This window comes from Miniphocaeibacter massiliensis, assembly GCF_900232905.1.
Lineage (GTDB): Bacteria > Bacillota > Clostridia > Tissierellales > Peptoniphilaceae > Miniphocaeibacter > Miniphocaeibacter massiliensis.
Genome location: NZ_OCTQ01000001.1, coordinates 523,162 through 543,845, shown reverse-complemented (window position 1 = coordinate 543,845; position 20,684 = coordinate 523,162). Strand labels below are relative to the sequence as shown.

The window sequence follows — 20,684 nt, the reverse complement described above, 5'->3', positions numbered from 1 at the left end:
GTTTATTTTTATGACTTGTTAAAATATTATTAGTTTATCTAAAGGTGGGATTATATGAAGAATAAAGAATTAAGAAATATTGTATTTTGTGCATTGCTTATAGCGTTGGTAATTATAGGAACTATAATAATAAGGATACCAATACCAGCAGTAGCGGGGTATGTACATTTTGGAGATTTATTTATTTTTTTGGGCTCTTGTATATTTGGTCCAATAATAGGTGGTATAGCTGGAGGTTTGGGTTCAGCATCAGCAGATATATTAGTAGGTGCATCACAGTGGGCAGTATTTTCGTTAATAATAAAATCTTTAATAGGGTTTGTAGTAGGTAAATTTGCATATAAACATAAATTTCATAGTTTAAGAAATTTGATAGGAATAATAATAGCGATAGTGATACTTGTAATTGGGTATTATATAGTGGGTTCAATACTATTAGGAAGTTTTAAGGCTGGTTTAGTATCTATACCTTATGATATTGCACAGGGAGTAGTATCAGGTGTGGTATATTTTGTAATTGGAGAGAAAATATCTAAAATAAAGATTATAAAAGGTGAGTAAATTGACAGAAATAAAGAAAATATTTAGCTTTAAAGAATTTAGAAATGTAAGAGTATTAGTAATATGTGCTTTGATGACAGCTTTAAATGTAGTTTTAAGTTTATTTGAGATACCTTTGTTTGGAAATCAAATGATGATAGGATTTCAATTTGTAGCAGTAGCTATTATAGGATATATGTATGGAGCTATGCCAGCTATGATAGTTGGAGGGGTAGGAGATATAATAGGAGCATTTCTATTCCCAAAAGGAGCATTTTTTATAGGTTTTACTTTAAATGCAATGATGCAGGGGTTTATTTTTGGAATCTTTTTTTATAAAAAACAAATAACAATTCCTAGAATAATGGCAGCGCTTTTAGCGAGTACTATAATAGTATCTTTAATAATGACTCCAACATGGATAGGAATATTATTTTCATCAAATCAATGGATTACAAGAGGAATATATGTAAAGGCAATCACAAAATACCCTGTAGATGTATTAATAACTTATATTTTCCTATCTTCATTAAATATGGCAAAAAAATTAAAGAAGTAGCTTTTTATTTTTATAATTATAGGGTATTAAAGGTATAGTTATAAAAAATAAAGAAGGTGCAAAATGAAGAAACTAGTATTAGTAAGACATGGACAAAGTAAGTGGAATTTAGAAAATAAATTTACTGGTTGGGTAGATGTTGACTTAAGTGAAGAAGGATATAAACAAGCTAAAGAAGCTGGAAAAAAAGTAAAAGAAGCAAACATTGAATTTGATGTTGCATATACATCAGTTTTACAAAGAGCAATAAAAACTTGTTATTTAATACTTGAAGAGTCAAGACAATTATGGATACCAGAAGTTAAGTCTTGGAGATTAAATGAGAGGCATTATGGAGCATTACAGGGACTTAACAAAAAAGAAACAGCAGAAAAGTATGGAGATGAAAAAGTACACGAGTGGAGAAGGTCATATGATGTACTTCCACCACTTCAAAATGCTGAAAGTGAAGAAAACTTAATAAATGACAGAAGATACAAAAACTTGCCAAAAGGTACAGTTCCACTAGGTGAAAATTTAAAAGTAACTTTAGAGAGAGTAATACCATTTTGGGAAGATGAAATAGCGCCAGCTCTTTTAGACGATAAAACAGTATTAGTTGCAGCACATGGGAATTCATTAAGAGCAATATTAAAACATATAGAAGGAATATCTGATGATGATATAATGGGGGTAGAAATACCAACAGGAGAACCTTTAGTTTTAGAATTAAATGATGATTTAACTGTAAATAATAAATATTATTTATAGTAATAGAAAAGAGGATATTACGTGTGTACAAGATTTGTGTATAATGGAGATGATCTTATAACAGGATTTAATTTTGAAATAGATTTAGATGATTATACACATAAAATTATAAAAGAAAAAGATATATTTTATATTGGAATAAAAATGCCAGATGGATTGTACCATTCATATCATGGAGTAAATATAAATGGAAATGTCGGTACTTTGCTCTATGTGCATGGAAATGAAAATGCTAAATATTCAAATTGTGAAAATTGTGTTACCATAGCAGACTTAGTAGAAAAATTTATAAAAAATGAGATTTCTTTCGACGATGCTGTAAAAATAGTTGATACACAAAAAATAGTGTATTATAAAGAGTCAACAATGCAAGCGATACTATCAGATAAAAATGGTAGAGTTCTTATAATTGAACCTGGAATAGGATATAGGGTAGAGGAAAATAAGTATTCTATAGTAACAAATTATTCTATTTTACAGCCAGAAAGTACCAAAGATTATATAAATGAAAATGACAACAGGTATGAGTTAGGGAAAACTTATCTTGAGAAATCGAATAAAAATTTTTCTATAAAAGATGGATTAAATTTGTTAAAGAATATTTCAGTAAATGAAGGATGGGCAACTAGAGTTTCATTTGTATATTCAAAAAATAAAAATACAGTGTATTATGTAGAAAATAACAAATTTCAAGAGATTTTGAAACACGAATTTTTAAATAAATAGTTTGATTAACACCATCTAATTATAGTTATTAGATGGTGTTTTTATTATATTTACAAAGATTAAGAAAGTTTTATATAAAGATAAAAAGAATATTATTAATTATTGGAGGTGAAATATGAAAGAATCAATTATTAACTGTGAAATTAGTTTTAGAAAATGTTTTTCAAAATATTTGGGAACTAATAGTATAGTTAGATTTAGAGATTATGAATTACCAAAAATGTATGACCATAATATGACCTTAATAAAAACAAAAAATATTGATAAGGAAGAGTTAAAAGAAATCATAAAAGAAGAAGTAAAAATATCTTATAAAGATGGACTTAGTTTTACTAAAATTTTAATAGATAAACTTATTGAAGAAGATACGTTAAAGACTATACTAGAGTATAAAGAAATTACATATTATGGATTTTATGAACTTTTAAATAATGAATATAGTAATTGGAAAATAAATGAAATTTCTAATGTTATTGTAGCAAATAATAAAAAGCATATTGATGATTTATGTGAACTAGAGATAAGTGAATATGGTGAAGTTTGTGGTAAAGAATTTTGTGAGAAGAGTATAAGGTTAAGAAGTAAAGTTTTTCTAGAACCAGGTAATTCTAAGATGTATTTAATTTATATGGGAAATGAATTAGTTGGAAAATGTCAGTTATTTATTAAGAACAAGACAGCTAAAATTGAAAATTTTGATGTAAAGGAATCTTTTAGGAATAAGCGTATAGGAACATCACTTTTAAAAGAAATTGTAAAAAAGGCAGTAGATAGTAGAGTGAATGAAATATATCTTGTTACAGATGAAAGTGATAGAGTAAAAGATATGTATAAAAAATTAAGATTTGAACAGAATTATTTTTTAATCATAATATTGAATAAAAAAGGTATCTAATAAAACAGCAACTATTATATTAAATACCTTTTTGATAAATTGAATTTAAACATCCAAATCAATCAAATCATTGTTCTTATATTTATTATGACCAATTAAAGATTTTTTATACTTCCAGCATTTTATAGCATCTTTTAAACTTTTATCTTTATTATTTTCAAAAAAATCTCTTATATAGTTATTATATTCAAACTGTTTTCCTATTTGGAATTTGTTTTTCTTTTTATCTTCTAAAATTTTATAATACATATCTATGGAATCTTTGTACGTTTTTCCTGTATTTGCTTTTAGCCAATTTTGAAATGGTACAATAAAAGAAAAATTATTTCCAATATGTTTTTTGTAAAAAAACCTGTGTATTTCTGAACATACGAAGTTACCTTCAATTTTATCAGATAGATTAATTTCTTTTAAAGATAGATTTTTGTTTGTTTTTTTTGATTTAGTAAGATTTTCTCCTGTTTTTAAATAGTGAGAAATTCTATTAGTAAGCTCTTCTTCATTTCCAGAAGTTTGAAGTTTTTCTTTTCTAGAAAATGAAACTAATTCTTCTTTTAAATAGTAAAATTGCAAGAAAGTTTCATAGTGTAAATTTTTAGTAAGTTCTTGTCTTTTCATTTAATTTTCCTTTTTGTTCAATATATATAAGAATATACTGTTAAATTTTTTATAGCAAATAAAAAAGTAAACTAGAATTTAGTTTACTTTTTATTTATCTTGACATTCTGGACAAGTTCCGCTAAAATATACATTTTTTGTATCAATAACAAATCCAGTTAAATCATCTGATTTTAAAGGTTTAGTTCCTAGAGCAAAATCAAATATTTTCCCACATTCTTTACACTTAAAATGCCCATGTGGTTCAGATTTTAAATCATATCTTATTTCAGTATTTTCTATTTGTATCTCACTAACAATATTTGCTTTAACAAAAGAATTAAGTGTATTATATACTGTAGTTTTTGAAAGTGTTGGTAGATACGGACATAAACTTATATAAATTTCATCTACAGTTGGATGAGTATGATTTTGATTTAGATAGTCTAATATTTTTATTCTTTGGTAGGTTGGTCTAATACTTGCATCGATTAAAATGTCTTTTAAAGTATCGATATTCTTTATATTTTCCATAGTACCACTCCTTTATGTAATGATTACAGTTATCTTACCATTCCACAATTATAATGTCAAATTATATATTGATAAAAAATTTGCTGCTATTATGGTATAATTTACATTAGGAAAAAATGAGGAGGGTATATGTCAAGGAAAATTATAAAAGTGGATGAAAAAGTTCCCTTTAGAATGTGGATACCACTTAGTCTGCAACATACTTTTGCGATGTTTGGTGCTTCAGTGTTAGTTCCAATAGTCTTAAAATTTAACCCAGGAATAGTTTTACTTATGAATGGTATAGGAACGCTATTATTTATATTAATTACTAAGAAAAAAGCACCAGCTTATTTAGGTTCAAGTTTTGCTTTTTTAGGACCAGCAGGTATAGTTATAAGTAAGTTAGGGCCAGAATATGCACAAGGTGGGTTTGTTGCAATTGGTATTTTAGGATGTTTACTAGCATTTATAATTTATAAATTTGGAACAGACTGGATAAATGTAGTATTACCATCTGCAGCGATGGGAGCAGTAGTTTCACTTATAGGTTTTGAACTAGCGAGTTCAACAGTTAAGGGTGGGAAAATTGGTGCAGAAATAATGACCGAAAATGTGAATTTTGAACATGTTTTAGTTTTTGCGGTAACACTTTCTGTTGCAATAATAGGGTCAGTAGTATTTAAAAAATTTCTAGCTACAATTCCTATTTTAATAGCTATTGTAACAGGATATATAGTTGCTTATGCAGTAGGACTTGTAGACTTAACACCAGTAATGGAAGCTAAACTTTTTACACTTCCAGAATTTAGATTGGCAAAATTTGATGTATCAGCAATTTTAACTATGTTACCAGTAATACTCGTAATAACTTCAGAGCATATAAGTCATCAAGTTGTAACAAGTAATATTATAGGAAGAAATTTAATAAAAGACCCAGGGCTACACAGAAGTATCTTTGCAGATAATTTTTCAACAGCATTGTCTGGACTTATTGGAGGAGTTCCAACTACAACTTATGGTGAAAATATAGGGGTAATGGCAGTAACTGGGGTATATTCAATATATGTTATAGCAGGAGCAGCTTTAATTTCAATTTTAATGGCATTTATTGGACCTCTTGCGGCTTTTATTCAAACAATACCAGGAGATGTAATAGGTGGTGTAACATTTTTGTTATATGGAATGATAGGAGCTTCAGGAATAAGACTTCTTGTAGATGAAAGAGTAGATTATAGTAAATCTAAAAATTTAATATTAACATCTGTAATATTTGTAACAGGGCTTAGTGGACTTGCAATAAATATTGGTGATGTTGAGTTAAAAGGTATGGTGTTATCATCAATAGTAGCAGTAGTACTTAGTTTATTATTCTATATATTCGATAGATTAGGTTTAATGAACCAATAAAAAAGAGTTGTTTTGCAACTCTTTTTTATTTTTATGAAATTGGAATAACACCAGTTATTATAAAGATATTTAATAATAAAGAAAAAGCTGCTAAAATAATAGCCCATATTGCGAAGAAAAAAAGAGCAAGAGAAAAATTTTTTTTTATAATATATTCAACTTCTACAAGTTCATTATTTGACTTTGGAATAATTCTTCCAATAATTGAAAAAGGTTTATTAATAGTTTTTAATTTATAAGAACCAGCTCTTGCAACAAAGCTACCAAGTTTAACACTTGAATATTTTGGCGATGAAGTAGTCATATTTCCTATACTTCTAGAAAAATCTACTGTTTCATCTCGATTATTTAGTATTACAGGGCTTTCAACAAGTAGTTTATTCATTTTTCTATTTCTAGCTCTTGCCCATAAAGCAAATTTTCCATCATCTTCTAAATAAAAAGTAGAACCATCTTGAAGAGAATCTGCAATAGGTTTTGAAAAAATGTATTTTACAAAAAATCTGACTGTAAAAAAAGTAAAAAGTACAAATGTTATACTAAGTGTTAATATTAAAGTTTCTTTCATATAATCTCCTTGGTTAAAGTATATTTTATTATATTATTTAATATAGAAATGTCTAAATTATCATTTATAATAATAGGAATTAAATTATTTTTCAAATTAGGATATTTTTCTCTAAGATTAAAATAATCTGGAAATACTAAACAAGTTGCAAAAGTATCTTCATTAATATATCCTTTTACAATTTCATACCTTAAATTTAAATAATTATCTTTTGTAGTAATTTTATAATAGTCAGACGCAAGGCTTAACTCATAAAATTCATCTAAATTATTATACAAAGAAATATTTATAAAATTTTCAGTAACCTTATAACTATAAGCAGTTACACTATAATCTAAACCATAAATATTGAAATTTATAGAATTATTTAATAAAATACTTTTTATAGATTCGAAAATTTCATACCTAGACATAATAGAAAGTCTACCTTGTTCTAAAAGTTTATCTTTTAATAAACTGTCATTATCTTTTAAATAATCTTTATATAATTTTATTATAAATTTTTGATCTAACAATTCAAATTTTTTCTTACATAGCGATTCATAAATGTTCTTTAGTTTATAGTTATCTAATTTAAAAAAATTAAAGTTTTTTAAAAACAAGTATAAGTCAAAATTGTTATTTTGAACGATCTCTAATTTATTTTTTAATAGAAATTCATTTATAAATGGAATATCAAAAGAATATCCATTAAAAGTTATTAAATTATAATCTGAAATTTTTTCTTTAAATAATTCTAATGAAGGTAGAGGATTATTTTCATCTACAAAAATTTGAAAAATTTCGTCTTTTTTATTTTCAAAAATTAAATTTATAAGAAAAATTTTATTTTTATGTCTGTTTATACCAGTTGAATTAATAGATATGAAACAATTGTTTTTTGTATTTAACATTTTGTAACTCCATAAAATATAGTCATAAGATACCATACTTGTAGTATAATAACTAATGTTACAATAATTATAACATTAATTAATTTTAAAATAGAATAGGAGCAATTATGATTTATTTAGATAATGCAGCAACAACAAAAGTTGATGATGTAGCAATAGAAAAAATGATAAAAGTAATGAAAGAAGAATTTGGAAATCCTTCTGCACTTTATGACTTTGGGTTACAGTCAGAAAAAAATTTGAATTATGCTAGAAAGCAAGTAGCAAATGCTTTAGGTGTAAAAGAAAATGAAATTTATTTTACTTCAGGAGGAACAGAAGGAAATAACACAGCAATACTTGGCTCATTAACAGGAAATAAAAATGAGGAATTTTTAACTATGCCTATAGAACATTCTTCTGTACACAAAGTTTATGAAAATATAAAAGATAGAAAAGTTCAAAGTTTAAAAGTAGATAAGCTAGGATTTTTAGACTTAGAAGATTTAAAAAATAAAATTAATGAAAATACTAGACTTGTTTCAGTAATGCATGTAAATAATGAAATTGGAACTATACAAAATATAGAAGAAATAGGAAATATTATAAAATCTAAAAATAAAAATACATTATTCCATGTAGATGGTATACCAGGTTTTTGTAAAGTACCTTTAAATGTTAAAAAAGCTAAAATAGATTTTTATACAATGAGTGCACACAAGATACATGGACCAAAAGGTGTAGGTGCAATTTATGTAAAAGAAGGAGTGAATCTTAAGCCTATATTAATAGGTGGAGGACAAGAGAAAGGAATATCTCCAGGAACAGAAAATATGCCAGGAATTGTGGCCTTTGGAGAAGTTGCAGAAATTGCAGTAAAAGGGCTAGAAGAAAATTACAAAAAAGCTTATGAATTAAAGAGATATTTAATGGAAGAATTGTCAAAAATTTCAGACTCATTAATAAATTCAACCTTAGAAAATTCAAGTCCATATATAATAAATGCTTCTTTTAAAGATGTTAGGGGAGAAGTTTTATTGCATTTTCTTGAAGGAGATAAAATATACGTTTCAACAGGTTCGGCTTGTGGTAAAAGTAAAAAGAGTAGAGTAATGGAAGCTATACATTTACCAGACGGTTATGAAAATGGTACAATTAGAATATCTTTTTCAAAATATACTACTAAAGAAGAAGTAACTATATTTATAGAAAAATTAACTAAATATATAGAAGAAATTAGAAGCATAACAAGGAGAGATTAATGGATTGGTATATATCTGTTAGTTTTGGAGAACTAACATTAAAAGGACAAAATAGAAAAACATTTGAAGATAGAGCGATAAAAAAGGTGTTAAACTCAGTAAAAGATTTCGAAATACAAGATCATTACAGAGACCAAGGTAAACTGTATATAAAAGCAGCAAGAGAAGACTTTGACGATATGATGGTGGCAATAAAAAAAGTCTTCGGAATAATTTATATTAGCCCGTGCTTGAGAGTTGAAAAGTCAGTAGAGGGAATGCAAGAAGGATTAATAGAGTTTATTAAAGATAAAAACATTACTGAAAATACAACTTTTAAAATAGAAGTAAACAGAGTGGACAAAAGCTTTAGACCAAAGTCTCCTGAACTAAACCCAAAACTTGGAGGAACTGTTTTAAAGAACTTTGGAAATTACTTTAAAGTAGATGTTCATGCTCCAAAAATGAAAATATTTATAGACATAAAAAAACATGCTTATATTTACTCAGATAGGGTAAAAGGTTGGGGAGGACTTCCAATAGGTAGTTCTGGTAGAGGGCTTTTACTTTTATCAGGTGGAATAGACAGCCCAGTAGCAGGCTTTTTACTAGCAAAAAGAGGGGTAGAAGTTTCAGCACTACACTTCCACAGTTATCCATTTACATCAGATAGAGGATTTGAAAAAGTTAAGGAACTAGCAAAAGAACTTTCTAATTATACAGGTAAAATAACTATGTATAGTATTAATTTATTACCTATTCAAAAAGAAATAGGAGAGAAATGTAGAGAAAGAGAAATGACTATATTATCTCGTAGGTTTATGATGAGAATAGGTGAAGAACTTTCAAAAAGATATGAATATGATGCTTTAATAACAGGAGAAAGTTTAGGACAAGTAGCTAGTCAAACAATAGAAGGGGTTTCAGTAATTAACCATGCAGTTGAAATGCCTATATTAAGACCTTTAATAGCTATGGATAAAACAGAAATAATTGAAATAGCAAGAGAAATAGGAACTTACGAAACATCAATACTTCCATTCGAAGATTGTTGTACAGTATTTCTACCAAAAAGACCAGTAACAAAACCAAGACTTAGAGATATAGAACAAAGTGAAAGTAATTTAGATGTAGAAAAACTAGTACAAGAAGCGATAGACAAAATGGAAGTATATGAAATAGAAGAAGATTAATTGGAGGAATATAATGAAGAAAAAAATATTAGTACCAATAATTATAGTATTAGTTGTATTAGCAGCAATATTTATGATGTTTATTGGACCATACAACAATTTAGTAGATTTGGATGAACAAGTAAATGAAGGTTATTCACAAATTGAAACAGTAGTACAAAGAAGAGCGGACTTAATACCTAATTTAGTTGAAACTGTAAAAGGATATGCAACTCATGAAGAAGAGACACTTACAAAGCTAACAGAGGCAAGGACAGGTGTTAAAAATGCAAAGTCACCTGAAGAATTATCAAAAGCAAATGATGAGGTTACAAAAGCTATTAATATAGTAGTAGAAGCTTACCCAGACTTAAAAGCAAATACTAATTTTCAATCATTTCAAGATGAACTTGCAGGGACTGAAAATAGAATTTCTGTAGCAAGAACAGATTATAATAAAGTAGTAAAAACATACAATGCAAAAATCAGAAAATTCCCAGCATCTATTTTAGCAGGTATAATGGGATTTGATAAAGCAGAGTATTTTAAGGCAGATGCTGGATCAGAAAAAGCACCGGAAGTTAACTTTAATTAGGAGAAAAAGATGAAAAAGAAATTTTTACTTGTAGGATTAATATTATCATTGTTTATAAGCACAATTTCATATGCCAAAATGCCAAGTCCAAGTAAAGATTTCTATGTATATGATGAGATGAATGTAATATCAAATGAAACTAAAGATCATATATTGAAAACGAATATAGAAATACAAGGCAAAACTAAAGCCCAAATAGTAGTTGCTACTATTAATGATTTAGAAGGAAAAGAGCCCTCAGACTATGCTTTGCAACTAGGTAGAGAATGGGGAGTAGGAGATGAAAAGCTAAATAATGGTGTTGTAATATTATTAGGATATGAACCTACATCAGGTAAATATAGAATCTCTATTCAAGTAGGTTATGGATTAGAAGGTATATTAAATGATGGAAAAGTAGGTAGAATAATTGATGATTATTTTGGAGCTAACTTCAATAAAAATAGTGAAAAAACTTATGATGTTGCATTAAAAGAAACATTTAATGCTGTGATATCCCAAGTAATTAAAGAATATGGTATAGAAATAGAAGGGAATTATTCAAAATATTTAGAGGATTTATCAAAGGAAAAAAACTCTTCAATAGGATCAATATTTACAATAATAATAATAATATTAGCTATTAGTTCATTTATGAATAGAAATAACCGAAATAATCGAAACAATAGAAATCACAGAGGACCTTTTGGTGGAGGAGGGTACTATGGTGGATTTGGAGGTTTTGGTGGTTCAAGTCGAGGATCAGGAGGAGGATTTTCTGGCGGTGGAGGATCTTTTGGCGGAGGAGGATCTAGTAGAGATTTTTAGTAAACTAAAAGAGGCCTAGGCCTCTTTTCTTGTATTAAATAAAATTTGTGGGTGTGATATGAAATATAAAGTTGTATTAGGAAAAATTGAAGATTTAGATAAAATGGAATATTTTTATAATGAAGTAAACGAATATTTGGAAAGTAATGTAAATTATCCTTCTTGGAAAAAGGGAGTATATCCTGTAAAAGAAACAGCAGAAGAAGCGTTGAACACAAGTACATTATTTATAATAAAAGAAGATAACAAGATTATAGCATCTGTAATACTAGACAATATTCAAGAAAAAGTATATAAATTTGCTAAATGGAAAATAGATGTAGCTGAAAAAGAGGTTTTAGTAGTACGTACTCTTGTAGTACATCCTTTATATAAAAGAAGAGGATTAGCAGAAAAATTATTGGAATTTTCAAAAGAATATGCTAAAGAAAAATTTTATAAAACCATTAGATTAGATGTTTCAATAAATAATCTACCTGCGATAGACTTATATGAGAAAAATGGATTTGAGTATATAGATACAGTAGATTTGGGATTAAATATAGAAAATCTTAAATGGTTTAAATTATATGAATATATAGTTCAAGTATAAAAGCAAGTTTTTTACATAATGAAATAAATTTGTAACAAATAGTACTTGTAAATTGTATATATTAATGAGAAGGTTTTTATAAAATTAAATAATAGACTATAAATAATTACAAGGAGATTTAAGGATGAACAAGTTAAATGAAATATTAAATGACTTAGCTGAAAATTTTGAATTATACATACAAGGGAAAAGCGATTATAAAGTAGAAAATAAAATTATTTTTAATTTAATGGAACTTTTAGTTATGGATAGTGAAAATTATAAACTTATATCTAGACAAATTAGATTGTTTTTGAGTGAAATAAAAATTTCTGAAAATTATGATGAATTTATATTTAGAATATTAGTAATTAAATTGTACTGTGATAATCTACTAAAAAACAACAGAATTAATGAAAATAATGAAAATATATTAAAAAGGCTAAAGAGCGCGACAAATGAAAATAAATCTGTATTATTGTACTTGGCAGGCTCAAATTATAAGAATGAAGATATTAGATATAAATATTTAAAAGAAGCCTTAAAATATCATGCATTTCCTAATTTATTAATTGATTTATCTAATCATGAGAAAAACATAGAGATTAAGAAATCGTTATCAATAGAAGCTGAAAAAATGAAAAAAACAGAAATGGATATACAGATAGAAGATAATAATTTATTTGAATTTAATAGGTTTTATCACACTAATATTTTAGGAGATTTTATAGAATAGGGAGTGACAAATATGGAATATATTAAAATGGAAGAAAAGCTAAAAGAATTAGTAGGAAGTGAACTATTTGAAGTATGGAAAGAACTTACAAATTTAATAGAAAGCAAATATACTTTAGAGAAAATTTGGGCAGATGGTGGTAAAAAATGGAATTATTCTTGTAGATATAAAAAAGGTTCTAAAACTTTTTTTGGACTTTATGCAAAAGAAAATTGTATAGGATTTATGCTAATTTTTGGCAAAAAAGAGAGAGAAAAATTTGAAAGTGAGATAGATAATTATTCAGAAGAGATTAAAAATATATACTATGATACAGAAACATACCATGATGGAAAATGGTTAATGTTTATGCCAACAAATAATTTTCATTTCAAAGATTTTGAAAAATTAATGTTAATAAAAAGAAAACCAGATAAAAAAGACATGTTATAGTGTCTTTTTTAGTTTAATACCATGCCAGGTAACTTATAAAAATACTTGTCTTTTATTTCAAAATAAACTTTAGTTTTAAAAGAATGTGTTCTGTTATCAAAATAAATGTAATTTTTATTATTAATTAATTTAGTTTTTTCAGACATTGAAGTGATACCCCAAATAGAAGTTATAACAAGTCCAAAAGAAAAGAATCATAAAAAAAATATTCCTAAAATTTTAAGGAAAATATTTATTTTAAAAAATCTTTTATAGAAAACTATTAAACTAGAAATAATTAATATGATTAGAGGTACTAAAAAAGATATAATTAAAAATTTGTAATAAGATAGCCTTAAGCCTAAATTTTTGTTTTTTAAAATATTTGAAAATATTACATAGTTAACACATAAAATCAAGGTAATAATAGCTAATATTTTGAATTTTTTTGTGATTAAAGTTTCTTTTGACATTAAATTGAACCTCATTTATCTTAAATTATCATAATATATAATAACATATTTATTAATTTCATATAACTTGTATTAGAATAATAGATAAAGGATAAATATGTACTAGGAGATAATATGGAAAATTTGATTAAAGAAATTAAAAAAGAAAATTTTGATATAGATTTTTATGTGAAAGAAATACAAGAAAATTTTGATATAAGAAATGAAGTTATAAGCAATTTATTGTATAACAAAGATACAATGGTGTACTATCATTGCTACTATATATTAGACAAAGCAACAAAAGAAAATCCAGTATTATTTTATAAGTATTGGAATGATTTTTACAGTCTTTTGTCATATAAGAATTATTATTATAGAGATATTGGACTTACACTTTTGGCTAATTTATCTAAAATAGATAAAGAAAATTTATTTGATAGAATAAAGAATGAATATTTTTCACATTTAAATGAAGCAAATTTTGAAATGGCAAATAATTGTGTAAAAAATATTAATATAGTTTGTAAAAACAAATCTAAATATTTACAAGAAGTAGTAGAGATATATCTGAATATAGAGAAAATAGTAGATTTCCCAGAAAAACAAAGAGAACTTATAAAATTTGAAATAATTAAGTTTTTTGACATGAACTATGAAAATATAGAAAAAAAAGAAAAAGTTATTGAATTTATACAAAAAGCTACGAGCAGCATAAGTCCAAAGACTAGAAGAAGAGCAAAAGCTTCTAGATTGAAAAAATATTTTAAATATTAAGATAAAAGGAGGAAATATGGCATTCTACAGTTTAACATTGGATTTAAACATGAGAAATATAATGTATTATACAGTATATGCTTATGGAGATAAATTCCCAAACAATGTAGTAGCAAAAATATTGTATGAAGATACAAATAGATTAGACACATGGGAAGATTTTAAGAAAGTACTAGAACCTTTTGGATATACTGAAGAAGGTTATGAAGAAGATCCTAGAAAATTGTTCATAAAAATAACAGTGTTTTTTACAAGAAAAGAATATATGAAAGATGAAGAAATAAACGAAGAAATTTATATTCTAGCAGAAAATATGGTTCACCATAGAAATGTAGCAACTTTAGTGGAAATGGTATTAAAAGAAGATGATTATGAACCAGCAAATGAACCAGATGACTATGTATGGGATGAAGAAACAGAAGACGAAGATTATGAAGAGATAGAAGAAGAGTTTGATGCAGAAAAACATGATAAAGAATTTAATGATTTTATTGCAAAAGTAACAAAAGAAGAGTTTGAAGAAATAAAAGATTATATAATAAACAAAAAGAATTTAGATATAGATTTTTATAAATTAGATTATAGACATTTAATACAAGAATAGTGAAGGAGGAAATATGGACTTTATAGGAACTATAACAACAGAAGGAAGAAAAACTTTGATAAATCTTCCATTTAATGCAAAAGAAAAATTTAATCAACCAAAAGGTAGTATAAAAGTTTATGGGAAAATTAATGGACAAGATTACAAAGGAAAATTAATTTCAAAAGATAAAAATACACAGTTTTTGCGAATTACTAAAGAATTTCAAGAAGCTTTAGGTTATTCTGGAGAAGATTTAGAAGTTAAAGTTTCTATGTATTTAGATGAAGTACCTAATTTTGAAATTGAAATAGTTCCAAACAATAAGTATATTGAAGATATAAAATATTTGATTACTAGAAAAAGTGAAAGAGAATACTTAAATAAAAAAGTAGATAGAGAATTAATAGAGGCAATAATATATGCAGGAATGAGTGCACCAACAGCTAGAAATAGAAGACCAGTTCATTTTATTTTACTAGATAATGAAAACATTTTAAAAGAGTTGGCGGCAAATAATAGAAATGCTAGAATGTTAGCTAAAAGCAAGTATGCCATTGTAGTATGCGGGGATAATAGCATAGAAAAGAAAAAGGGACATTTAATAGAAGACTGTTCAGCAGCAACACAAAATATTTTATCAGCCATTCATACATTTGGACTTGGTGGAGTTTGGTGTGAAGTTCAGTCGAATATCGAATGGAGAAATAAAATAACAGAAATTCTAGATATTCCATCGAAAATTACACCTATATCATTAGTGGTTTTTGGACATGTAAAAAATATTAACAATAAAAACAAAAAGGTATTTACAAAAGGAAAAATTCATAATAATAAATGGTAAATTAAGGGGAAGAAATGGCAAAGAAACAATCATTAAACAATAAAGAAAAAAACATAATAGAACATAAAAAAAAAGATAGTATAAGACTTAATAAATATATAAGTGATTGTGGATATTGTTCAAGAAGAGAAGCTGATAGGTTAATAGAAGCAGGAAAAGTTTTAGTTGATGGTGTAGAGGCTTCTGTTGGAATGAAAATAAACAAAAATCAAATAGTTGAAGTTGAAGGGAATATTCTAAAGGATAATAAAGAAAGAATTTATATCGCTTTAAACAAGCCAAAAGGAATTACTAGTACAACAGATGTTAATATAAAAGGTAATTTAACAACTCTTATGAATTATCCTGAAATGATATTTCAAATAGGGAGGTTGGATAAAGATTCAACAGGTCTTTTGTTAATGACAAATGATGGTGATATAGTAAATAAAATATTGAGAGAAGAAAATGGCCATGACAAGGAATATTTGGTTACTGTAAATAATAGAATAAATGAAAAATTTTTAAAAAGTATGGAGCAAGGAGTTAAAATATATAACCCTGTTTCAAATAAATATCAAAAAACAAAACCTGCAAAGGTTGTAAAAGTATCAAATAAATCATTTAAAATAATTTTACAACAAGGTCTAAATAGACAAATAAGAAGAATGACAAAAGAACTAGGGTATAGAGTGGTGGCATTAAAAAGATTGAGGGTAATGAATATAAAATTAGGAGATTTAAAAGAAGGAGGGTGGAGATATTTAACAGAAGAAGAGCTTATAGAAATGAATAGTTTAATAAATAAAAATATTTTCTATGAAAAATAGGAGGAAGAATATGAAAAATAAATTTTACAATAGAGTAATTGCAATTTTATTCATGATTAGTTTATTGATATCACCAATTAGTAGTGTATCTTTTGCAAATAATAGTAGTGAAGATAATGACAATAGTGTATCAAAAACTGATTATGAATATATAGCTGATGATTTAGAAAAAGGTAATTTATTTAGAGACGATAAAGAAGCTATAAAAGTTGCAGAAAGTTTCTTAGATAAAAATAAAGCTGAATTAAGAACGGGTAGTAGTAAGTCTTATAATTTAGAATTAGTCTACCCAGAAGAAGATGAAGTATCTGCTCGAAGTATTGAAGACAATAATGCTAAACTATTATATGTATTTAATAAATCTAACGGAGGATTTATTATAGTATCAGGAGATAAAAGAGCGACAGATATTTTGGGTTATTCAGAGGATTCTAAATTTGATTACAATAATGCGCCTGAAAATTTAAAAGGATGGATATCAAGTTATGAAGATCAAATTAAATATATACAAAATAATCCAGACGAGTTTAGCACAAGAATTGCTGATAAATTAGAGGTTAAAAGAATAGCTGAAGAAAATACATTAAAAGTAAATCCATTTATGAATGATATAAAGTGGAATCAGCTTGAACCATATAATTTAAAAGCTCCGGAATATACAAGTGGTAGAAGGTCAGCTACTGGGTGTGTTGCTACTGCTATGGCACAAGTTATGAAGTATTATAATTATCCAAATCAAGGGGTTAAAGATGCAAGTTACGAATGGAGAAATCCATATACAGGTATAGTTACTAAATTAAGTTCAGACATATCAAATCATGTATATGCTTGGAAAAATATGCCTAAAGATTATGAAGGTGTAACAGATGAAGTTCAAAGAATGAATGTTGCACAGCTTATGTATGATTCAGGAGTTTCAACCAAAATGGAATATGGTGAAACCAGTGGTACAGTATCATTATATGCAGGACAAGCATTTGTTGAGAATTTTGGCTATGATAAGGGATTAAAAAATTTATATCGCTCATCATATGAAAAAAAAGAATGGCAAGATATTGTAAAAAAAGAGTTAAATGATAAAAGACCAGTATTTTATGGCGGAAGTGGAAAAGAGGGTGGACATCAATTTGTACTGGACGGATTTGATGAAAACAATTTATACCATGTAAATTGGGGCTGGGGAGGTATGGCTAACGGATACTATGCCTTAGATGCTATGAATCCTACAGTTCTAGGAACTGGGGCTGCTGGTGGTTCATATAATATGAATCAGGAAATATTAGTAGGAATAAAACCATCAGATGATAATATTGTAGAAAAAACAATAAAAGCAGAAAATATGGGGATAATGTTAGATTATCCTGCTCAAAAAGAAGTTGCAAATTTAAATAATGAACCATATAAAGCAAATAAAAATGATGTTTTGCTTAGTAAGTGGTCAGTATTTGTTGAAAGTTTAGAAGGATTTAAAGGGGAATTTGGTTTAGGAGTAGAAATAGACGGACGAGTAAAAATTTTTAATCCATCTAATAATATAGAAGTTGGACAATATCAACAACCACAAGGGATTATATGGCAGAATTTAGGTAATGTTACAGATGGTATATATGAACTTAAAATGTATCAAAAAGCAGATGGAGAAACAAATTATTCTGAGATACCGAGTAAAACAGGAAAATCTGACATAATAAAAGCACAAATAGAAGGAAATACTGTTACTTATTTTTTAGATGAATTAAATACAGTAAATTTGGAAGTAACAGAATTTATAAGGGAACCTGATTGGGAGTTATATGTAAATTCTACTGCTAAATTTAAATTAACTTTAAAAAATAATGGAAATGAAGAATACAACTCTTTGGTTTATGTAGAATTAGAAGATAAAAATACAAATGAAAAATATATCATTGGTAAAAATCAAATAGTAATCTCACCAAGTGAAGAGAAAAGTATCAATATAATTGATGATTTAAAATATAATCAAACAAATATACCAATAGGAAAATATACGGCTAGAATTATTTATAATAAGGGAAATACTCAAGAGGAAATACCATCTGGAGTTTATCAAGACTTGGGAAAAGGTATAGATGTAGAAATTAAAGATAAAACAACAGGTGTATTGGAATATATTGAAACTCCAAGATTTGTTTATAATACAGATCCAAAAGTTGCAGGAAAACCAAGTGATTTAAATATAGTTACAAAAATAAAAGCATCTGGAGGATTAGTAGAAGGAAAATTCACAGCTATTATAGCGGATTATGGAACAGCAAATCAAATTTTAAATTTTTCATCAGAGAATTTTAGATTGGAAAATAATGTAGAAAAAGAAATAATTATTGAGAATTATGATGTTTCAAAATTAATTGATGGGAATAAGTATTGGATTTTTATGGCATACAATGGAAAACAATTAGAAAATTTCAATCCACTCCCATTTACCTATAAAAAAGCCCCAGAAGTAGATAAGAAAGCTTTAGAAGAAAAAATCAAAGAAGCAGAAGAAATAGAGAAAGATAAATACACAGAAGAAAGTATAAAAGTACTAGAGGAAAAACTAGTAGAAGCAAAAGAAGTAAATACCAATCCAGAATCAAGTCAGGAAGAAGTAGATAAAGCATTAGAAGAGTTAACAAATGCAATAAAAGGATTGGAAGAAAAACCAGTAACCCCAGAAGTAGATAAGAAAGCTTTAGAAGGAAAAATCAAAGAAGCAGAAGAAATAGAGAAAGATAAATACACAGAAGAAAGTATAAAAGTACTAGAGGAAAAACTAGCAGAAGCAAAAGAAGTAAATACCAATCCAGAATCAAGTCAAGAAGAAGTAGATAAAGCAGTAGAAGAGTTGACAAATGCAATAAAAGGATTGGAAGAAAAACCAGTAACCCCAGAAGTAGATAAGAAAGCTTTAGAAGAAAAAATCAAAGAAGCAGAAGAAATAGAGAAAGATAAATACACAGAAGAAAGTATAAAAGTACTAGAGGAAAAACTAGCAGAAGCAAAAGAAGTAAATACCAATCCAGAATCAAGTCAGGAAGAAGTAGATAAAGCAGTAGAAGAGTTGACAAATGCAATAAAAGGATTGGAAGAAAAACCAGTAACCCCAGAAGTAGATAAGAAAGCTTTAGAAGAAAAAATCAAAGAAGCAGAAGAAATAGAGAAAGATAAATACACAGAAGAAAGTATAAAAGTACTAGAGGAAAAACTAGTAGAAGCAAAAGAAGTAAATACCAATCCAGAATCAAGTCAGGAAGAAGTAGATAAAGCAGTAGAAGATTTAACAAATGCAATAAAAGGATTGGAAGAAAAACCAGTAACACCAGATAAAGATAGCAAAGCTATATTGATGGGTGGAACAGCAGCAATATCTAATAACGTCCAAGGGAAATTAACTAAGTATGATACAGTTAGAAGAGTATTTGGAGCAGACAGATATGGAACAGCAATAGCAGCTAGTAAAGAAATGTATAAAACTGGAGCTAAAACAGTAGTAATAGCTAGTGGACAACAATTTAGTGATGAATTAACAGCGACAGTATATGCTAACATAATTCATGCACCAATATTATTAACAGAAAAAGGTAGTATAGCACAAAAAACTATAACTGAAATACAAAGATTGGGAGCTAAAAACATAATCATAATTGGTGGAGATGCAGTAATCTCAAATGGAGTACAAAGCAGACTAAGTAAATTAGGTAATGTTAGAAGAATTGTGGGAGCAGACAGATATTCAACAGCAGTTAAAATAGCTAAAGAAATAGAAAAAGAAGTAGGAACAATAAGTGAAGTTGCACTAGTAAATGGAACAAACTTCCCAGACGCAATATCTATGACTAGTTATGCAGTAGATAGAAAGATACCTATTTTATTAACAGAACCAGCTAATTTAAACTCTAATACAGAAAAATTAGTAAATGAATGGAAAGTTAAAGATGTAAAAATAGGTGGTGGAGAAGTAGCGGTTTCCAAGGCTGCAGAGAAAAAATTAACAGCTAAAGGAATAACTGTAAAAAGATTTATGGGAGCAGACAGATATGGAACTTCTGTAGCTGTTGCAAGAGCCTTAAACTTAGATGCAAAGAATATAGTAATAGCAAGTGGAGAAAATTTTGCAGATGCAGTAGTAGGAGCACCATTAGCAGCTCATAAAGAATATCCAATAGTATTAGTAAAACAAAATGCAATACCAGATTCAGTGAATGGATATTTGAATAAGTAATTATAAAAAAGATAGAATCTATAAAGATTTT

22 protein-coding genes are annotated in these 20,684 nt (G+C 27.0%); 18 read left to right on the top strand and 4 right to left on the bottom strand.

Translation table 11 applies throughout. From position 1 onward, the window contains the following. Positions 1–54 precede the first annotated feature (54 nt). The 5 genes from CS899_RS02810 (at position 55) to CS899_RS02790 (ending at position 3,470) form a co-directional block, all read left to right on the top strand. Complete coding sequence (locus CS899_RS02810) at positions 55–561, top strand: ECF transporter S component (RefSeq protein WP_099203427.1); 507 nt, start codon at positions 55–57, stop codon at positions 559–561. A gap of 1 nt (position 562) precedes the next feature. Next, the gene (locus tag CS899_RS02805; RefSeq protein ID WP_099203426.1) at positions 563–1,099 is read left to right on the top strand and encodes a folate family ECF transporter S component; all 537 of its coding nucleotides are present in this window, start codon (positions 563–565) and stop codon (positions 1,097–1,099) included. Positions 1,100–1,162: 63 nt separating this feature from the next. Further along, positions 1,163–1,849 carry a 2,3-diphosphoglycerate-dependent phosphoglycerate mutase gene (gene gpmA, locus CS899_RS02800; RefSeq protein WP_099203425.1) on the top strand — a complete coding sequence of 229 codons (687 nt, stop codon included), beginning with the start codon at positions 1,163–1,165 and terminating at the stop codon, positions 1,847–1,849. A gap of 21 nt (positions 1,850–1,870) precedes the next feature. Beyond that, on the top strand, positions 1,871–2,575 hold the full coding sequence (locus CS899_RS02795; protein ID WP_099203424.1) for an Ntn hydrolase family protein: 705 nt from the start codon (positions 1,871–1,873) through the stop codon (positions 2,573–2,575). 115 nt (positions 2,576–2,690) lie between these two features. Beyond that, a complete protein-coding gene (locus CS899_RS02790) occupies positions 2,691–3,470 on the top strand; it encodes a GNAT family N-acetyltransferase (protein WP_099203423.1) in 780 nt (259 codons plus the stop codon). Between the two features lie 45 nt (positions 3,471–3,515). On the opposite strand, the gene CS899_RS02785 is transcribed toward CS899_RS02790, so the two are convergent. Then, positions 3,516–4,088 (bottom strand): DUF6434 domain-containing protein, encoded by a 573-nt coding sequence (locus CS899_RS02785; RefSeq protein WP_099203422.1) that lies wholly within the window; start codon positions 4,086–4,088, stop codon positions 3,516–3,518. 90 nt (positions 4,089–4,178) lie between these two features. Next, positions 4,179–4,601: a Fur family transcriptional regulator gene (locus CS899_RS02780; protein ID WP_099203421.1), complete on the bottom strand. Its 423-nt coding sequence runs from the start codon at positions 4,599–4,601 to the stop codon at positions 4,179–4,181. A 129-nt stretch (positions 4,602–4,730) separates the two neighbouring features. Here CS899_RS02780 and uraA point away from each other — a divergent pair, with 129 nt between their 5' ends. Continuing rightward, on the top strand, positions 4,731–5,990 hold the full coding sequence (gene uraA, locus CS899_RS02775) for a uracil permease (protein WP_099203420.1): 1,260 nt from the start codon (positions 4,731–4,733) through the stop codon (positions 5,988–5,990). 31 nt (positions 5,991–6,021) lie between these two features. On the opposite strand, the gene CS899_RS02770 is transcribed toward uraA, so the two are convergent. Both CS899_RS02770 and CS899_RS02765 read right to left on the bottom strand, forming a co-directional pair. After that, positions 6,022–6,558, bottom strand: coding sequence for a hypothetical protein (locus CS899_RS02770; protein ID WP_099203419.1), 537 nt, complete (start codon positions 6,556–6,558; stop codon positions 6,022–6,024). Further along, complete coding sequence (locus CS899_RS02765; RefSeq protein WP_164995827.1) at positions 6,555–7,451, bottom strand: ribonuclease H-like domain-containing protein; 897 nt, start codon at positions 7,449–7,451, stop codon at positions 6,555–6,557. Before CS899_RS02765 ends, CS899_RS02770 begins: the two co-directional genes overlap by 4 nt. Positions 7,452–7,558: 107 nt before the next feature. Here CS899_RS02765 and CS899_RS02760 point away from each other — a divergent pair, with 107 nt between their 5' ends. From CS899_RS02760 to CS899_RS02700, 12 genes are all read left to right on the top strand, one after another. After that, positions 7,559–8,692 (top strand): cysteine desulfurase family protein, encoded by a 1,134-nt coding sequence (locus tag CS899_RS02760; RefSeq protein ID WP_099203417.1) that lies wholly within the window; start codon positions 7,559–7,561, stop codon positions 8,690–8,692. Continuing rightward, positions 8,692–9,864 (top strand): tRNA uracil 4-sulfurtransferase ThiI, encoded by a 1,173-nt coding sequence (gene thiI, locus CS899_RS02755; RefSeq protein ID WP_099203416.1) that lies wholly within the window; start codon positions 8,692–8,694, stop codon positions 9,862–9,864. The genes CS899_RS02760 and thiI overlap by 1 nt, the downstream gene beginning before the upstream one ends. A gap of 13 nt (positions 9,865–9,877) precedes the next feature. Next, positions 9,878–10,438, top strand: a complete 561-nt coding sequence (locus tag CS899_RS02750) for a LemA family protein (RefSeq protein WP_099203415.1) — start codon at positions 9,878–9,880, stop codon at positions 10,436–10,438. A gap of 9 nt (positions 10,439–10,447) precedes the next feature. Then, complete coding sequence (locus CS899_RS10780) at positions 10,448–11,245, top strand: TPM domain-containing protein (protein ID WP_099203414.1); 798 nt, start codon at positions 10,448–10,450, stop codon at positions 11,243–11,245. A gap of 58 nt (positions 11,246–11,303) precedes the next feature. Next, the gene (locus tag CS899_RS02740) at positions 11,304–11,837 is read left to right on the top strand and encodes a GNAT family N-acetyltransferase (RefSeq protein WP_099203413.1); all 534 of its coding nucleotides are present in this window, start codon (positions 11,304–11,306) and stop codon (positions 11,835–11,837) included. 124 nt (positions 11,838–11,961) lie between these two features. After that, entirely contained in the window at positions 11,962–12,552 is a 591-nt protein-coding gene (locus CS899_RS02735; RefSeq protein ID WP_099203412.1) for a hypothetical protein, read from the top strand. A 12-nt stretch (positions 12,553–12,564) separates the two neighbouring features. After that, on the top strand, positions 12,565–12,984 hold the full coding sequence (locus CS899_RS02730; protein WP_099203411.1) for a DUF3788 domain-containing protein: 420 nt from the start codon (positions 12,565–12,567) through the stop codon (positions 12,982–12,984). Between the two features lie 566 nt (positions 12,985–13,550). Then, positions 13,551–14,192, top strand: a complete 642-nt coding sequence (locus CS899_RS02720) for a hypothetical protein (protein WP_099203409.1) — start codon at positions 13,551–13,553, stop codon at positions 14,190–14,192. A 16-nt stretch (positions 14,193–14,208) separates the two neighbouring features. Then, a complete protein-coding gene (locus CS899_RS02715) occupies positions 14,209–14,796 on the top strand; it encodes a hypothetical protein (RefSeq protein ID WP_099203408.1) in 588 nt (195 codons plus the stop codon). Between the two features lie 13 nt (positions 14,797–14,809). Continuing rightward, positions 14,810–15,619 carry a nitroreductase family protein gene (locus CS899_RS02710; protein WP_099203407.1) on the top strand — a complete coding sequence of 270 codons (810 nt, stop codon included), beginning with the start codon at positions 14,810–14,812 and terminating at the stop codon, positions 15,617–15,619. 14 nt (positions 15,620–15,633) lie between these two features. Beyond that, positions 15,634–16,428: a pseudouridine synthase gene (locus CS899_RS02705; protein ID WP_099203406.1), complete on the top strand. Its 795-nt coding sequence runs from the start codon at positions 15,634–15,636 to the stop codon at positions 16,426–16,428. Between the two features lie 10 nt (positions 16,429–16,438). Beyond that, complete coding sequence (locus tag CS899_RS02700) at positions 16,439–20,653, top strand: C10 family peptidase (protein WP_164995826.1); 4,215 nt, start codon at positions 16,439–16,441, stop codon at positions 20,651–20,653. Positions 20,654–20,684: the final 31 nt, after the last annotated feature.

Coding starts and splice junctions, on each gene's coding strand:
- CS899_RS02810 (WP_099203427.1), top strand. CDS start 55: ATGAAGAATAAAGAATTAAGAAATATTGTATTTTGTGCATTGCTTATA.
- gpmA (WP_099203425.1), top strand. CDS start 1,163: ATGAAGAAACTAGTATTAGTAAGACATGGACAAAGTAAGTGGAATTTA.
- CS899_RS02790 (WP_099203423.1), top strand. CDS start 2,691: ATGAAAGAATCAATTATTAACTGTGAAATTAGTTTTAGAAAATGTTTT.
- CS899_RS02785 (WP_099203422.1), bottom strand. CDS start 4,088: ATGAAAAGACAAGAACTTACTAAAAATTTACACTATGAAACTTTCTTG.
- CS899_RS02780 (WP_099203421.1), bottom strand. CDS start 4,601: ATGGAAAATATAAAGAATATCGATACTTTAAAAGACATTTTAATCGAT.
- uraA (WP_099203420.1), top strand. CDS start 4,731: ATGTCAAGGAAAATTATAAAAGTGGATGAAAAAGTTCCCTTTAGAATG.
- CS899_RS02770 (WP_099203419.1), bottom strand. CDS start 6,558: ATGAAAGAAACTTTAATATTAACACTTAGTATAACATTTGTACTTTTT.
- CS899_RS02765 (WP_164995827.1), bottom strand. CDS start 7,451: ATGTTAAATACAAAAAACAATTGTTTCATATCTATTAATTCAACTGGT.
- CS899_RS02760 (WP_099203417.1), top strand. CDS start 7,559: ATGATTTATTTAGATAATGCAGCAACAACAAAAGTTGATGATGTAGCA.
- thiI (WP_099203416.1), top strand. CDS start 8,692: ATGGATTGGTATATATCTGTTAGTTTTGGAGAACTAACATTAAAAGGA.
- CS899_RS02750 (WP_099203415.1), top strand. CDS start 9,878: ATGAAGAAAAAAATATTAGTACCAATAATTATAGTATTAGTTGTATTA.
- CS899_RS10780 (WP_099203414.1), top strand. CDS start 10,448: ATGAAAAAGAAATTTTTACTTGTAGGATTAATATTATCATTGTTTATA.
- CS899_RS02740 (WP_099203413.1), top strand. CDS start 11,304: ATGAAATATAAAGTTGTATTAGGAAAAATTGAAGATTTAGATAAAATG.
- CS899_RS02735 (WP_099203412.1), top strand. CDS start 11,962: ATGAACAAGTTAAATGAAATATTAAATGACTTAGCTGAAAATTTTGAA.
- CS899_RS02730 (WP_099203411.1), top strand. CDS start 12,565: ATGGAATATATTAAAATGGAAGAAAAGCTAAAAGAATTAGTAGGAAGT.
- CS899_RS02720 (WP_099203409.1), top strand. CDS start 13,551: ATGGAAAATTTGATTAAAGAAATTAAAAAAGAAAATTTTGATATAGAT.
- CS899_RS02715 (WP_099203408.1), top strand. CDS start 14,209: ATGGCATTCTACAGTTTAACATTGGATTTAAACATGAGAAATATAATG.
- CS899_RS02710 (WP_099203407.1), top strand. CDS start 14,810: ATGGACTTTATAGGAACTATAACAACAGAAGGAAGAAAAACTTTGATA.
- CS899_RS02705 (WP_099203406.1), top strand. CDS start 15,634: ATGGCAAAGAAACAATCATTAAACAATAAAGAAAAAAACATAATAGAA.
- CS899_RS02700 (WP_164995826.1), top strand. CDS start 16,439: ATGAAAAATAAATTTTACAATAGAGTAATTGCAATTTTATTCATGATT.